Annotated in this window: 11 protein-coding genes; 2 read left to right on the plus strand and 9 right to left on the minus strand. The window is 74.3% G+C overall.

All coding sequences use genetic code 11. The annotated features are described in order from the left end of the window. Positions 1 to 207: 207 nt before the first annotated feature. From WME76_RS06040 to WME76_RS06080, 9 genes are all read right to left on the minus strand, one after another. Positions 208 to 2,148 carry an SUMF1/EgtB/PvdO family nonheme iron enzyme gene (locus WME76_RS06040; RefSeq protein ID WP_437959241.1) on the minus strand — a complete coding sequence of 647 codons (1,941 nt, stop codon included), beginning with the start codon at positions 2,146 to 2,148 and terminating at the stop codon, positions 208 to 210. 548 nt (positions 2,149 to 2,696) lie between these two features. Continuing rightward, positions 2,697 to 3,494, minus strand: coding sequence for a creatininase family protein (locus tag WME76_RS06045; protein ID WP_437959242.1), 798 nt, complete (start codon positions 3,492 to 3,494; stop codon positions 2,697 to 2,699). Positions 3,495 to 3,505: 11 nt separating this feature from the next. After that, entirely contained in the window at positions 3,506 to 5,203 is a 1,698-nt protein-coding gene (locus WME76_RS06050; protein ID WP_437959243.1) for an AMP-binding protein, read from the minus strand. A gap of 2 nt (positions 5,204 to 5,205) precedes the next feature. Continuing rightward, positions 5,206 to 6,690, minus strand: a complete 1,485-nt coding sequence (locus tag WME76_RS06055; protein WP_437959244.1) for an NADH:flavin oxidoreductase — start codon at positions 6,688 to 6,690, stop codon at positions 5,206 to 5,208. A 2-nt stretch (positions 6,691 to 6,692) separates the two neighbouring features. After that, positions 6,693 to 7,961, minus strand: coding sequence for an acyl-CoA dehydrogenase family protein (locus tag WME76_RS06060; RefSeq protein ID WP_437959245.1), 1,269 nt, complete (start codon positions 7,959 to 7,961; stop codon positions 6,693 to 6,695). After that, the gene (locus tag WME76_RS06065) at positions 7,958 to 8,842 is read right to left on the minus strand and encodes an enoyl-CoA hydratase family protein (RefSeq protein ID WP_437959246.1); all 885 of its coding nucleotides are present in this window, start codon (positions 8,840 to 8,842) and stop codon (positions 7,958 to 7,960) included. Before WME76_RS06065 ends, WME76_RS06060 begins: the two co-directional genes overlap by 4 nt. 64 nt (positions 8,843 to 8,906) lie before the next feature. After that, the gene (locus WME76_RS06070; protein ID WP_433935065.1) at positions 8,907 to 9,485 is read right to left on the minus strand and encodes a MarR family winged helix-turn-helix transcriptional regulator; all 579 of its coding nucleotides are present in this window, start codon (positions 9,483 to 9,485) and stop codon (positions 8,907 to 8,909) included. Continuing rightward, positions 9,482 to 9,952 carry a RidA family protein gene (locus tag WME76_RS06075; RefSeq protein ID WP_437959247.1) on the minus strand — a complete coding sequence of 157 codons (471 nt, stop codon included), beginning with the start codon at positions 9,950 to 9,952 and terminating at the stop codon, positions 9,482 to 9,484. The genes WME76_RS06070 and WME76_RS06075 overlap by 4 nt, the downstream gene beginning before the upstream one ends. Further along, a complete protein-coding gene (locus WME76_RS06080; protein ID WP_437959248.1) occupies positions 9,949 to 10,710 on the minus strand; it encodes an SDR family NAD(P)-dependent oxidoreductase in 762 nt (253 codons plus the stop codon). Before WME76_RS06080 ends, WME76_RS06075 begins: the two co-directional genes overlap by 4 nt. Before the next feature lie 214 nt (positions 10,711 to 10,924). Here WME76_RS06080 and WME76_RS06085 point away from each other — a divergent pair, with 214 nt between their 5' ends. Beyond that, positions 10,925 to 12,934 carry a hypothetical protein gene (locus WME76_RS06085; RefSeq protein ID WP_437959249.1) on the plus strand — a complete coding sequence of 670 codons (2,010 nt, stop codon included), beginning with the start codon at positions 10,925 to 10,927 and terminating at the stop codon, positions 12,932 to 12,934. Then, positions 12,931 to 13,692, plus strand: a complete 762-nt coding sequence (locus WME76_RS06090; RefSeq protein ID WP_437959250.1) for a hypothetical protein — start codon at positions 12,931 to 12,933, stop codon at positions 13,690 to 13,692. Before WME76_RS06085 ends, WME76_RS06090 begins: the two co-directional genes overlap by 4 nt. Positions 13,693 to 13,768: the final 76 nt, after the last annotated feature.

Consider the following 13,768-nt stretch of genomic DNA (forward strand, 5'->3'; position numbering starts at 1 on the left):
ACCACCCCGTCGCTGCGCAGGAACGCTGCACAGTCGACCCCCGATCGTGCGCCTGGAGCAGCGCCTCGCAACGGGCGGCGTCCTCGGCGCGGTGCTCAGGAAGCACGGGACCTCGGCTTGACCACGATTCGGCCCGGCGATGGCCGGGGCCGGCGGCGCCGGACGCGAGCTGAAGAGCTCGGTCCAGCGCGCTTTCCCCGCTTCAGCTCACAGATCGCGCGCGCACATCGCGGTGACGTAGTAGCGGCGATCGTCGCCCTTGTAGGAGGCTTGGAAGTCCGTCGTCTGCTTGTACCCGGCGGCCAGGAAGCTGCCGCCGTGCATGAAGCGCGCGTTGGAGCTGTTGTCGAGCCGCGAGCAGTCGTTGCAGGGCACCAGCAGCTGATAGATGTCCGAGCCGTCGCGGGTGGCCTTGTACGCGTTGCCGGCCAGGTCCATGTGGCCCCAGCGCCCGGCGCCGTTCGGGAATTTGCCGACTTCGGTCAGGTCCGACGGGCTGCACGGGTAGAGCGAGGGATACCCCGTCTTGCAGGCGCCCGCGACGGTGCCGTCGCCCTGGCAGCACCACGAGGCGTCGTCGAGCTCGATGTCCTCGACGCTCGCGCCGCCCCAGGGGTAGATGCGCTGCTGGTTGCCGCCGGCAGACACGTAGTTGATCTCCGCCTGGGTCGGCAGCCGGCCGCCATCCCACGCGCAGAACGCGAACAGCTCGTACCACGTCGCGCAGACGATCGGCTTCTTCTCCTCGGATCCCGGGGTGTTGCTCCACGACGGCCAGTCCCACTGCTCGCAGATGAGCGCTGTCTTGAGCGCGCTCGAGTCGGCCGTGAGCTTCGAGTTCCACGACGGGTCCCAGCCGCTGTTCGGGATCTTCGGGTGGGCGCCCGCGCCGGCGGGCGGCGGGTTGGCCTGCGTCGGGCCGCCGGTCCGCTCGATGTACTGCCGGAAGCGCCCCACCGTGACCATGTACTTGTCGAGAGAGAAGTCGCTGACCGTCGCCGGCAGGCTCGGGAGGTTGAGCCGGTTGAACGTGCCGCCGGGCACCGGAAGGGTCGAGCAGCAGTCATCGCTCCCGTTCACGCCGCAGTTGGCGCCTGCGCCCGGCGTGTTGGTGCTGCAGCTGATCGGCAGGCCAGGCACGCCGCCGCCACCGCCTCCGCCCGCGCCGCCCGCGCCGCCTGAGCCGCCCGCGCCGCCCGCGCCGCCCGCGCCGCCGGAGCCCGACGTCGAGGTGCTCGTCGTGGTGGCGCTCGAACTCGAGGCTGTCGTGGTGGCGCTCGAACTCGAGGCTGTCGTGGTGGCGCTTGAGCTCGAGGCTGTCGTGGTGGCGCTGGAGGTGCTCGACGCCGACGTGGAGCTGGAGGTGCTCGACGCCGACGTGGAGCTGGTGCTCGACGCCGACGTGCTGCCGCTCGTCGAGGTGGCCGAGCCGGAGCCCGTCGCGCTGTCGTAGCAGACGTAGAGGTCCGGTCGCTTCTCCTTCGCCTCTTCCGGCATCTCGCTCGTCCTGATGTGGGTGCGGCCCGAGGACTGCACGAACATCATCCCGAGGTTCGGATAGACACCGTTCACCCAGTTCTGCACGAGCCCCGTGACGCTGAACGTGCGAGAGACGTTATAAACGCTGGTGGCGCCAGGCGTGAAGAAGGCCTCGACCGTAGGGCTGAACGCCGTCGAGAGAGCACTCCACTGACCCGAGGCATCGGCCTCCTTCCACGTCCACGTGGGGCTGGCCCCGGCGGGCGGTTGTACCCGGTGTACGTTGACCGCCCCGGGACCGCCGGAGCCGATGAACACGGTGACGTCCGCCGACACGATGGTGGCGTTGGCGGGGATCGAGGAGAGGTCGAACTGCAGCAAGGAACGCTGCTTGTACAGGGTCCCGCTGACATCCTTCACGCCCGCATACGCGTCGGTGCCGTTGTGCGAAGTGTCGGTGTATTCGTAGATCAAGACGTCTTTGACGACGCTCGTCCCCACGCCGCGCTGGATATGAACACAGGTCGTCACCGCCTGCTGCGCATCACCGATCTGCTCGTCCCCCGCCTCGTACGCGCCGACGCACCCGGCGAGCGCCGCGCCGGAAGCGGCGACGAGGGAGGCCAGGAGAAGATGCCGAGACCCGCCAACGACAGTGCGATTCCTCATGATACTCTCCGATCCGCGTCGCCAGGCGAGCACCGCCCGCGAGGCCACATGTGATGCCCCTGTGCAGGAGCGCCAAAGCGCGCTCCTGCCAAACCCATCATCCACCTGCGCGCCGCCTCACCTCTCAACAGGTCAGCGGTCGGATCGTCTTGGCTTCGATCGGCACGCGAGGAAAACGATACCGTTTTACGTCTTCAAACGGAATACGTCAATCGCGAACCGAAAATTGTTGTGAAAAGTCTCGTGGTGCTGAGTTGTGAGTCAGCGCAAACTGATCAGTATTGCGCGCTTCGCCGGCGGTTGTCTAGCCCCTGCGCGCTCGTCCTGCGCTGTTTGCGATGTCGCGCTCTCGCGGCGCGGCGCGCTGGCGGATATTTGCCGACTGGCTGCGCGTGAGCGGGGGTGACGGAGCAGAATCGCTTGATTCCGCCTACCTGACTGCTTGCCCGACCACCACGCCCACTCAGCTTCTCAGCCTGGCTCGGCCCGCTCTGCCTGCGCAGGTGTCATCGTCTGCGCAGCTTTTCTGGCCTGCTCGGTCGGCTGGATTACCTGCCGGTGCCCTGTCCAGAAGGGGAGTCCGGAACGACGGTTCGGGAGAGGCCCTCTTCGACCTCCGTGACGATCATCGTCGCGAGGAGATCGAGCAGCGCGCGGCCCTCGTCCTCGGAGGCCTCGCGCGGAGCGCCGGTGTAGGCATCGGTCATGCCGAGTGCGCGGAAGCTCTTCGCCCCCGCCCGGATGCCCTCCGACAGGCTCACGCCGAGGTCTGGCAGGCCGAGGGCGATGTCCTTCCGGACGAGCGCGGAGGCCGCGGCGAGGACGAGGGAGGTCTCGTAACGTCCCGCGTGGCAGGCGCCGCTCCGGAACTCGGCGGAGAGGGTCCGCGCCCAGCGGCGCGCGAGCGGGCAGGCCACGGAGGCGCGGCCCGGGGGCAGGTCGCCGATGGCGGCGCGCACCGCGCGGTCGTGCTCCGGCTCGAGGTGGTTGTTGATGAAGCAGACGTGCGACAGGCCCGCCGACAGGTACGCCTCGGCGACGGCGCGCAGGAAGGCGGTGAGCGCGGGCGCCGGGATCGAGATCGCGCCCGCGAAGCCCGCGGCGAAGTCGGTCACGCCATAGCCGACGGACGGCGCGAGGAGCGCGGCGACGCCCCGCTCCCACAGCCGCCGGCCTGCCAGCTCGGCCGCGGCCTCGCCGATGAGCGTGTCCGTGCCGAGCGGCAGGTGCGGGCCGTGCGGCTCCACCGACCCGACCGGCACGAGCGCGACGCACGGCGCGCCGGCAGACAGGAGCGCGGCGAGCTCTGCCGTCGTGAGCTCGGCGAGGCGGGGCGCGGCCGGCACGTCCGCGTCCTCTACAGCCCCGCCGGGTTGTCGCCGGCGGCCTCGCGCTGCCGGAGGACCTTGCGGTCGACCTTCCCGCGGTCGTTCCTGGGGACGTCGTCGACGAAGACGATCCACCGCGGGTACTTGTGCTTGCTCAGCCGGTCCTTCACGAACGCCTTCAGCTCCGCGGCGAGCGCGGCCCGCCCCTCCTCGGTGGCGACGCGGCCGCGCGCGTCGTCGCGCACGACGACGAACGCCTTTGGCTTCACGAGGCCCGTCTCCTCGGCGCCGATCACCGCGGCGAGGCCGACCGCCGGGTGCCCGGCCAGGCACTCCTCGACCTCGACCGGCGCGACCCAGACGCCGCCCACCTTGAGCAGCTCGTCGGCGCGCCCGCTGAACCAGAGGTAGCCCTCGGCGTCCATGCGGAAGAGGTCCCCGGTGCGGCACCAGTGGCCGTGGAAGGTGCCCCAGCTCTTCTCGCGATCCTGGAAGTAGCCGATCGCGACCGAGTCGCCCTTCACCCACAGCACGCCGGTCTCGCCGGGAGCGAGCTCGGGCGCGCCCGCGCCGGCCGCGTCGGAGGGGAGGATCTTGAGCGTGTACCCCTCCACGGCGCGGCCGAGCGACCCGGGGCGCACGTCGCCGGGGCGGTTCGTGCAGTAGATGTGGAACATCTCGGCGGAGCCGATGCCGTCGTAGACGTCGGCGTGGAACCGCGCGCGGAAGCGCTCGAGGAGCGGCGACGGGAGCGCCTCGCCGGCGGAGAGGTGGAAGCGGACGCTGGAGAGGTCCAGGCGCGGCTCGCCCCGCGCCGCGAGGGCGTCGTCGTGGTCGAGCAGCTTGCCCATCATGGTCGGGACGTTCGTGACCACCGTGGGGCGGTAGCGCTCGATGTACTGCGCGAGCGTCTCCGGCGTCGGCCGCTCGACGAAGAGGCCGGCCGTGGCGCCGACGGCGAAGGGGAACATCAGGTTGGTGCCGGTGGCGTAGCCGAAGAAGAGGCGCGGCACCGAGACGGTGACGTCGTCGCTGCGGTAGCCCACGGTCGCCTTGGCGTAACGCTCGGTGTTGAAGGCGAAGTCGCGGTGCGTATGGATCGCCGCCTTGCTCCTGCCGGTCGAGCCGGACGTGAACAGCCAGATGGCGACGTCGTCGCGCCGGGTGGGGCGGGGGCCCTGCAGCGCGCTCTTCGGCGCGAGCGCGATGCGGCCCTGCGCGAGCGCGTCGCGGAGCGAGATGCCCCGCACCGGGTCGAGGGCCGGCGGGACGGGGAGCTCGGCCTCGAGGTCGCCGCCGGTCGGGACCTCCGGGACGAGCACGAGGGTCCGGAGATCCGCGGCGGCGAGCGCGTCGGTGATCGACTCGGCCACGCGCGGGATGGTGACGACCGCCGCGGCGCGCGTGTACTCGACGAGGTACGCGAGGTCGGCCGCGGGCGCCTCGGGGTTGCCCATCGCCACGACGGCGCCGTGGCTCAGCGCCGCGAAGAACGCCCACACGAACGCGGGCGAGTCGTGCAGGACGATGAGCACCCGCTGCTCGGCCGCGACGTCCTCGAGCGCGAGGTGCGCGCGCAGCGTGCGGACCTTGTCCGCGACGTCGGCGTAGGTGTGCCGCTGATCGCCGAAGAGCAGGGCGACCTTGTCGCCGAGGCCCTCGCGCAGCCGGTCGAACAGGTAGTAGTCGGCGAGGTTGAAGTCCTCGGGGAATGTGGGTGGGTTCATGGTCACGCTTCCTCTCGCCTCCACGGCGGCGCCGTGAGCCGCCGCCTCCCTCCATCGGTCGTCGCGACGCCCGGCTCGTCGAGGCCCTGGCGGTCCCAGAGCTGGCACGTCACGGGCCGGTGGCGCTGATCGAGCGCCTCGCAGTAGTTCGAGTAGATGCACCGGCGGACCTCGCCGCCGCGGCCGAGGCGCAGCTTCAGGAACCAGTCGGGATCGGCCAGCGTCTGCCGCGCGGCGCCGATCAGGTCGGCGTCGCCGCGCGCGAGGATCGCCTCGGCCTGCGCGAACGTGCAGATCCCGCCCGCCACCACGACCGGCGTCTCGAGGCCGGCTTCGCGCACCGCGCGCCGGATCTGCGCCTGCTTCGGGACCTGCCGCCCGAACGGCCCCGCCGCGTCCGAGAGCGCGGTCGGCATGCACTCGTACCCGCTCGGGCCTGTGTAGGGGTACGCCGCCTCGCCGACCTTGGGCTGCTTCGCGTCCTCGAACTTGCCGCCCGTCGAGAGCGAGAGGAAATCCATGCCGGCGCGCGCGAAGGCGAGCGCGAAGAACGCCGCGTCGTCGACCCGGCTGCCCCCCGCGATCACGTCGTCGCAGAGGAAGCGGCAGCCGACCGTGAAGCGGGGCGACACCGCGGCGCGCACGGCCGCGTAGACATCGAGCGGCAGGCGCGCGCGGCGCTCGCGGTCGCCGCCGTAGCCGTCCGCGCGGGTGTTCAGCGCGGAGAGGAACGACGCCATGGTGTAGGCGTGCGCGTAGTGGAGCTCGACGCCGTCGAAGCCCGCCTCCCGAGCCCGCGCTGCGGCGGCGGCGAACAGGCCGGGCAGCGCGCGCGGCAGGTCCCGGACGTGGGGGAGCTCGACGTCGGTGACGCGCTCGCGCTCGCCGAAGCGCAGCGCCTCGAGCTCGCGCGGCGCGAGCACGGCCGACAGCCGCTCGTCGTCGAGCGCGACGAGCCGCTCGCGCACCTCGACCTCGGGCGCGCCGACGAGCCCCGGCTCCCCGAGCGCCTCGGAGAGCGCGCGCCGGTGCGCGCCCGTGAGCGCCAGGAACTCCCGGAGGAACCGGTCCCTCGGCGGGCGCCTGCGGATGCGCAGGAAGTCGATGAGCTGGAGGAAGACGCGCGTCCGGCCGCCGCTCCGGGCGCGGACCGCCCGGACGAGGTCGCTGAGCCCCGGGATGAACCGGTCGTGGCCGGCGCGGAGCAGCGGCCCGCTCGGCACGTCGCGGATGCCGGTCGCCTCGACCACGAGGGCGCCGGGCTGGCCGTCGGCGAAGCGGCCGTACCAGTCGAGCACGTCCTGCGTGACGAGCCCGTCCTCCGTCGCGCGCCACGGGACCATCGCCGGCACCCACGAGCGCTCGGCGAGCTCGAGGCCGGAGGCGAGGCGGAGCGGCGAGAAGAGGCGCGCGCGCGCCGCCTCGGCCGCGGTCGGGGGCGCGTCGCGGGGCGGCGCGTGGCGGATCCGCTCCGGGGGCTTCCACATCGCTACCGGGCCTCACCCCGCGCGCGCTCGTCCGCCGGGGGCTCCGCGGCCGCGCGCTCGAGGATCCCCTTCGCGATGATGAGCTTCTGGATCTCCGTCGTCCCCTCGTAGATGCGCAGCGGCCGGATCTCGCGGTAGAGCCGCTCCACCTCGGTCCCCTCGATGACGCCCATGCCCCCGTGGAGCTGGACGGCGCGGTCGATGATCCGCTGCGCCGCCTCGGTGGCGAACATCTTCGCCATGGCCGCCTCGGTCGACACGCGCGCCGCCGCGCCGGCCGCCGTGTCGCGCTTGTGGGCCGCGCGGGCGACGAGGAGGCGCGCCGCGTCGAGCTCGGTCGCCATCTCGGCGAGGTACGCGCGCACCATCTGCTGCTCGGACAGGGGCGCGCCGAACTGCCTGCGCCGCGTGACGTGCGCGATCGCCTCGCGGAGCGCGCGCGCGGCCATGCCGTTCGCCGCCGCGCCGACCGAGATCCGGAAGGCGTCGAGCGTCTGCATCGCGAGCTTGAAGCCGCCGCCCACCTCGCCGAGCCGCGCGCTGTCCGGCACGCGGCAGCCCTGGAAGCGGACCCGGCCGATCGGGTGCGGGACCGACATCGGCAGCGGCTCCGAGGAGACGCCGGGCGCGCCGCTGTCGACGAGGAACGCGGTGATCGCGGCGCGCCCCGCGCCCGGCGCCCCGCCTGCTCCGCCGCCGCCGCCGGGGGCGGCGGCCGCGCGCGCGAAGACCACGAGGTGGTGCGCGAGCGGCACGTTCGAGATCAGCACCTTCTCGCCGTCGAGGACCCACCCGTCGCCGTCGCGGCGGGCCTCCGTCCTCAGCGAGGCGACGTCGCTGCCCGCCTCGGGCTCGGTCAGCGCGAAGGCCCCGACGCGCCGCCCCGACAGCACCTCGGGCAGGATCGCGCGGCGCTGCGCGTCGCTGCCGGCCAGCACGACCGGGTACGAGCCGAGCCCCTGCACCGCGAAGATCGCGTCGGCGAGCGGGGAGACCTGGCCGAGCGCCTCGCGGACGAGCACCAGCGCGCGCACGTCGATCGCGGTCGGGTCCGCGGCGCGGTCGGTGCCTGCGGGCGCGCCGCCGAGCGCCTCGGGGACGAGGTGGGCGTAGAGCCCGAGCGGCTCTCCCAGGCAGCGCGCGACGGCGGCGGCGTCCCGCGCTTCGGCGAGCGGCGCGAGCGCCTCGGGCGTCAGCCGCGCGGCGAGGGCCGCGTGGCGCTCCTCGAAGAAGACCGGGAGCTCGGCCGAGGAGAGCGCGAGCGTCGTCATGAGCGGGGCGTCGACGGCCCGGTGGACCGCGGGGTGGGGGGCGCGTCGGCCACGGCGGCGGGCGGCGCCGCGGCGTCGCCCAGGTCGGCGCCCTCGAAGCGCGGCGGGCGCTTCGCCTTGGTCGCCTCGTAGGCCTCGCGGAAGTCGGGGTGCGCCATGCAGAGCGCCTGCGCCTGCGCTTCGGCCTCGATCGCGGCGGCGAGCGGCATCGTGCGCTCGCTCTCGAGCATCTGCTTGGTGATGGAGTGCGCGAACGCCGGCCCGCGCGCGAGGCGCTCGGCCCACCCGCGCGCGGTCTCCAGCGCCTCGCCGTCGGGCACGACGCGGTTCACGAGGCCGATGCGGAGCGCCTCGTCGGCGCCGACGAGATCGCCGAAGAAGAGCAGCTCGGCGGCGCGCCCGTGGCCGACGATGCGCGGCAGGAGGTAGGAGGCCCCCATGTCCGCGCCGGACAGGCCGACCTTCGGGAAGATGAACCCGAAGCGGGCGCTCGCCGCGGCGACGCGCAGGTCGCAGGCGGCGGCGATCACCGCGCCGGCGCCGACGGCGACGCCGTTGACGGCGGCGACGACCGGGCGCCGCAGCTCGCAGATGCTCTGGATCAGCGCGCCGGTGACGCGGGTGAACTCGAGCAGCCCCCGCGCGTCGCGCGCGAACAGCTCGGCGATGATCCCCTCGACGTCGCCCCCCGAGCAGAAGCCGCGCCCCTGGCCGGTGAGCACGACCGCGCGCGCGGCGGAGCGCTCGAGCGAGCGGAAGGTGGCGGTGAGCTCGCCGTAGACCTCGAAGGTGAGGGAGTTCAGCCGGTCGGGGCGGCTCAGCGTGATCTCCGCGACGCCACGGCTTATCTCGAGCTGGAACGAGCGGGGTGTGAGGGTCATGGGGCCTCTCGGATCGGTGCGGTGCTGGTTCGATCGACGCGCCCCGGGGGCGTGGCGCGCGCGGTCAGGGCTTGGTCCGCGTGCGCCGCGGCGGGCTGCGCGCGCCGCGCTCCGCGTGGGCGCGGGCGCTGCCGGGGCGGGACGGGGCCGGCATGTCCGGCTCGCGCAGCGTGGTGCGCAGCTTGTCGAGCAGCCGCGTCAGGGTGGAGATCTCGGCCGGGCTCAGCCCGGAGAACACCTTGGCGACGCGCGCGGCGTGGCGCCGCTCGGCGTCGCGGAACGCGCGCTGGCCCTTCGCGGTCAGGTGGACCCGCCACGCGCGGCGGTCGCTCGGGTCGGCCCGCCGCTCGACCATGCCGTCGCGCGCGGCGCGGTCGACGAGCCCGGTGAGGTTGCCCGCCGTGACGAGCATGCTGCGGGAGAGCGACGCGAGCGTCTGCCCGTCGCTGCGCACGAGGTTCGCGAGGAGGTCGAAGCGCGGGAGGGTCATCTCGTGCTCCAGGTCCTCGCGGATCGCGGCGAGCGCGCGCTTGTGGACCGCGAGGATGCGCACCCAGGCGCGGACGGCCGCCTGATCGCCGCGCGCGCTCTCGGGGGAGGGGGCCACGGCGAGCGGCCGCCGCGCCGGCGCCCCGCGCCTCACGGGGCGCCCTCGTCCACGCCGGGCGCCGCCGCGCCCCCGGGCGCCGCCGCGCCCTCGCCGGCCGCGTCGAGCGCCGCGACGGCCTCGATCTCGACGAGCGCGCGCGGCTCGAGGAGCCCCGCGACGCCGACGAGGGCCATCGCCGGGAAGTGCTTGCCGAACCGCGCGCGCCACGCGGCGCCGATCGCGCGGCGCGCGCCCCGGTACGCCTCGAGATCGGTCACGTAGACCGTCATCCGCGCGACGTCGCCCGGCCCGCCGCCCGCGGCGGCGACGACCGCGAGCACGTTGTCGAGCGCCTGCGCGAACTGCTCGGCCAGCTCGTCGCTCCGGATCTGCCCCGACGCGGTGTCCCACCCGATCTGCCCCGCGACGTGCAGCGTCCTGCCGCGCGTCACGACGCCGTTCGCGTAGCCGCGCGGCGCCGGCCACCCGGCAGGCTGGACGATCTCGAGGCCGCCGCTCACCGCATCACCGCCCCGCCGTCGACCGAGATGGCCTGGCCGTGGATGCTGCGCGCCTCGTCGCTGCAGAGCATCGACACGACGAGCGCGACCTCCTCGGGCTCGACCATGCGGCCCTGGGGCGACATCGCCTCGAGCGAGCGCCGCGCCGCGTCCTCGCCCCGCCCCGTCTTCTCGGCGATGCGCGCGATCGCCTCGTCGGCCATGCGCGTGTTCACCCACCCGGGGCAGACGCAGTTGATCGTCACCGGCGTGCGGGCGATCTCCAGCGCGATCGTCCGGGTCATCCCGATCATGGCGTGCTTCGACGCGCAGTACGCGACCGAGTAGGCGAACCCGATGAGCCCCGCGGTGGAGGCGACGTTGACGACGCGCCCGAACCCGCGCGCGATCATCTTCGGGACGAGGGCGCGGCACAGCACGAAGGGGCCGGTCGCGTTGACCGCGAGCATGCGGTCCCACATCGCGTCCGTGGTCCTGTCGAACGGCGCGCTCTCGGCCGCGCCCGCGTTGTTGACGAGCACGTCGATGTGCCCGATCTGGCCCTCGAGCGCGGCGAGCGCCGCCAGCGCGCCCTCGCGGTCGCCCACGTCGAGCCGGACGGCGACGCCGCCGACGGCCGCCGCGGCCTCGTCGATCTCGGCCTGCGTGCGGCCGGCGACGGCGACGCGCGCGCCGTCACGCGCGAGCCGCTCGGCGATCGCACGGCCGACGCCGCGGCCTCCGCCCGTGACGAGCGCGGTCCTGCCTTCCAGCGACATGTGGATTACCTAAATCATATATATATGAAGCACACGCCGAAGTCACCCTCGACGGCGCCCGCCGCGGCGTCCGTCGAGCGAGCGGACACCGCAGCGGACGCCGCGGCGGGCGCGCTCGGCCGTCCTGCGCGGAGCGACGCGTCGCGCCTGTCCGGCCGCTCCGGCGCGCGCGCTCCGTGTCGATCTCGGCGCGCGCGTGCGCCACTATCTCGCGATGCGCTCCTCCTTCGCCGCGGGGATGGCCGCGGCATCGTCGCTCGTCGCGGGGCTCGGCTGCGGCGACGCGGGGCCGAGCGTCGCGTCGATCTGGGCCTCGCCTGCGCAGGGCGAGCTCCGCGGAGAGCGGTTCTTCGACGCGCCGTGGCCGAGCGATCTGCGCCGCGAGGGAGGCGCGGTGCGGCTCGACGGCTACCACAACCCGCGGCGGCTCAGGATCCTCGACGAGTACGTCCGCGAGATGGACGCTGTCCTCGACGGCTTCTCCCCCTCGGCGGCGGGGTTCCTGCGCTTCGCCGGGCCGATCGACGTCGCCTCGCTCCCGTCGACGCCGGCGCTCGCCATGGGCCCGCTCGGGGCGGTGCAGCTCATCGACGTCGATCCGGGCTCGCCGACGCGCGGAGAGCGGCGCCCGATCTCGGTCCACTTCCGGCGCGAGCCGGGCGTGTACTGGCCCGCGAACACCCTCGCCTTCATGCCCGTGATGGGCTTCCCGCTGCGGCCGCGGACCCGGTACGCGCTCGTGGTCACGGACGCGCTGCGCGCCGAGGGCGGCGGCCCCGTCGAGGCGGGCCCGGCGCTGCGCCAGGCGCTCGGGATCGACCCGGCCGGCGCCGAGGTGGAGGCGGCCCGGGAGGCGCTCGCTGCGGCGGTGGACGAGATCGAGGCCGCGGGCGTGGACCGGGGGCGCATCGTCCACCTCGCGGTGTTCACCACGTCCGACCCGACCGCGGAGCTCTTCGCGCTGCGCGATCACCTGCGCGCGAACGTCCCGCCCCCCGAGGCGCGGCCGGCGCTCTGGCGGCTCGTGAACCACCAGCGGACGTGGGACGAGTACGCCGGCGTCTACGGGCCCTCGCCGAGCTACCAGGCGGGCCGGGCGCCGTACGCGAGCCACGCGGACGGCGGCGGCTTCGGGACCAAGAACGGCGAGCCGGTGATCTCCGGCTACTTCGACCTGCGCTTCTCGATCACGGTCCCGTCCGCGAGCCGGTGCCCCATGCCGGAGGCCGGCTACCCCGTCGTGCTCTACGCCCACGGCACGGGCGGCGATTACCGGTCCTACGTCCGCAGCCACACCGGCCTGCAGCTCGCGCAGCGGTGCCTCGCGGTCATGGGCGTCGACCAGATCTTCCACGGCGCGCGCCCGGAGGCGCCGCAGGACGCGGCGCAGACCGGGGTGCTGTTCTACAACGTGCAGAACGTGGCCGCGGCGCGGACGAACGCGCGCCAGTCGGCGCTCGACGAGGTGCAGCGGGCGCGCCTCTTCACCGAGTCGCGCATGACGGTGCCCGCCGGCGTGTCCAGCACCGGGGCGGAGATCCGGTTCGATCCGTCGAAGATCCTGTTCTTCGGGCACTCCCAGGGCGGGCTGAACGGCCCGCTCTACCTCGCGGCGGACGACTCGGCGAGGGGCGGCGTGCTCTCCGGGGCGTCGGCCGTCATGTCGGTCACGCTGCTCGAGAAGACGAACCCGCCGCCGAGCATCGCGGCGCTCGTCAAGTCGGTCTTCCTCGGGCTGATGGACGGGGAGGAGCACGAGGTGAACGAGTTCCACCCGGCGATCTCGCTCGCGCAGTCGATCGTCGACGTGGTCGATCCGATCCACTACGCTGCGCGCCTGTTCGTCGCGCCCCGCGACGGCTTTGCGCCGAAGAGCATCTACATGACCGAGGGCATCAACCCGGACGGCAGCGGCGACTCCTACGCGCCGCCGCGCGGCATCGAGATGCACGCGCTGGCGATGGGCTTGCCGCTGCAATCACCCGCGCAGCGCCCGATCCGGGAGTACGGCTTCGGCGGCCCTCGGCCGGTCGAGGTGCCGCCCGGGGGGCTCGCTGGCAACCTCGCCGGCGGCCGCGCCTCCGGCGTGCTCGCGCAGTGGCCGGTCGCCGAGGGGAGCGATGGTCACTTCGTGGTCTTCGACGTGCCCGCGGCGGCCGCCCAGGCCCACGGCTTCCTCGAGAGCCTCGCGGCCGCGCCCTGCGGGCGGGTGCCGGCGCCATGAGCGCGGGGGGCGATCTCGCGTCGCGCGTGGCGGCGCTGCTCACGCGCGACGGCGTGGAGGCGCGGCCCGCGTCGACGGGCGCGGGCGCGTGGCCGCCGGAGCTCGCCGAGCCGCCGGACGTCGCGGCGCTCTACGCGGCGGCGGACGGCCTCGCGCTCCCGGACGGCACGCTGATCCTGCCGCGCGGCGACGTCGCGCGGGCGACGGCGTGGCTCGTGGAGGAGCGCTCGCTCGACTGGCCGCACGACCTCGTGGTCGTCGGCGAGCGGGAGGACCTCGTGATCGTGCTCGATCTCGACGTCGCGGGCGCGCGCGCCGGGGGCGGCGTGCTGGAGGTGCCGACCGACGGGCTCGCCTCGTTCCAGCGCGTCGCGCGCACGGTGGTCGGCTACCTGGAGCGGCGCCTCGGCGTCGCGGGGGCCGAGCCCGCGTCGCCCGAGGTGCTGGCGCGCGAGGCGGCGGCGCGCCGCGATCTGCCGGGGCTCGCCGGGGCGCTCGCGGAGGCGATGTACCCGGGCGCGGAGCGGCAGACGGCGCACGCGGCGCTCACGCTGGGCGCGCTGCTGTCGGAGCGCGGGGACGAGGCGGCGCTCGACGCCTTCGCGCGGTCGGTCGAGGCGCGGGTCGCGGCCGCGCCGCGGGGGGCGGCCGGGCCGGAGCGCCTCGCGGCGTGGCGCGCGTGCGAGATCGCGGCGCGGCAGGCGGGGGCGGAGGCGATCGCCGCGGCGTGCGCGGCGCGGGCGAGGGGCGGGGGATAGGGATCGTCTGGGCTTCCGGTCTCGAGATCCCTTCGGCGGCTCCCGGCACCGTCGCTCCCGCCCTCGACGTGTAGGT

Source organism: Sorangium sp. So ce119, assembly GCF_051524405.1.
In the GTDB taxonomy this organism is placed as follows: Bacteria; Myxococcota_A; Polyangia; order Polyangiales; family Polyangiaceae; genus Sorangium; species Sorangium cellulosum_G.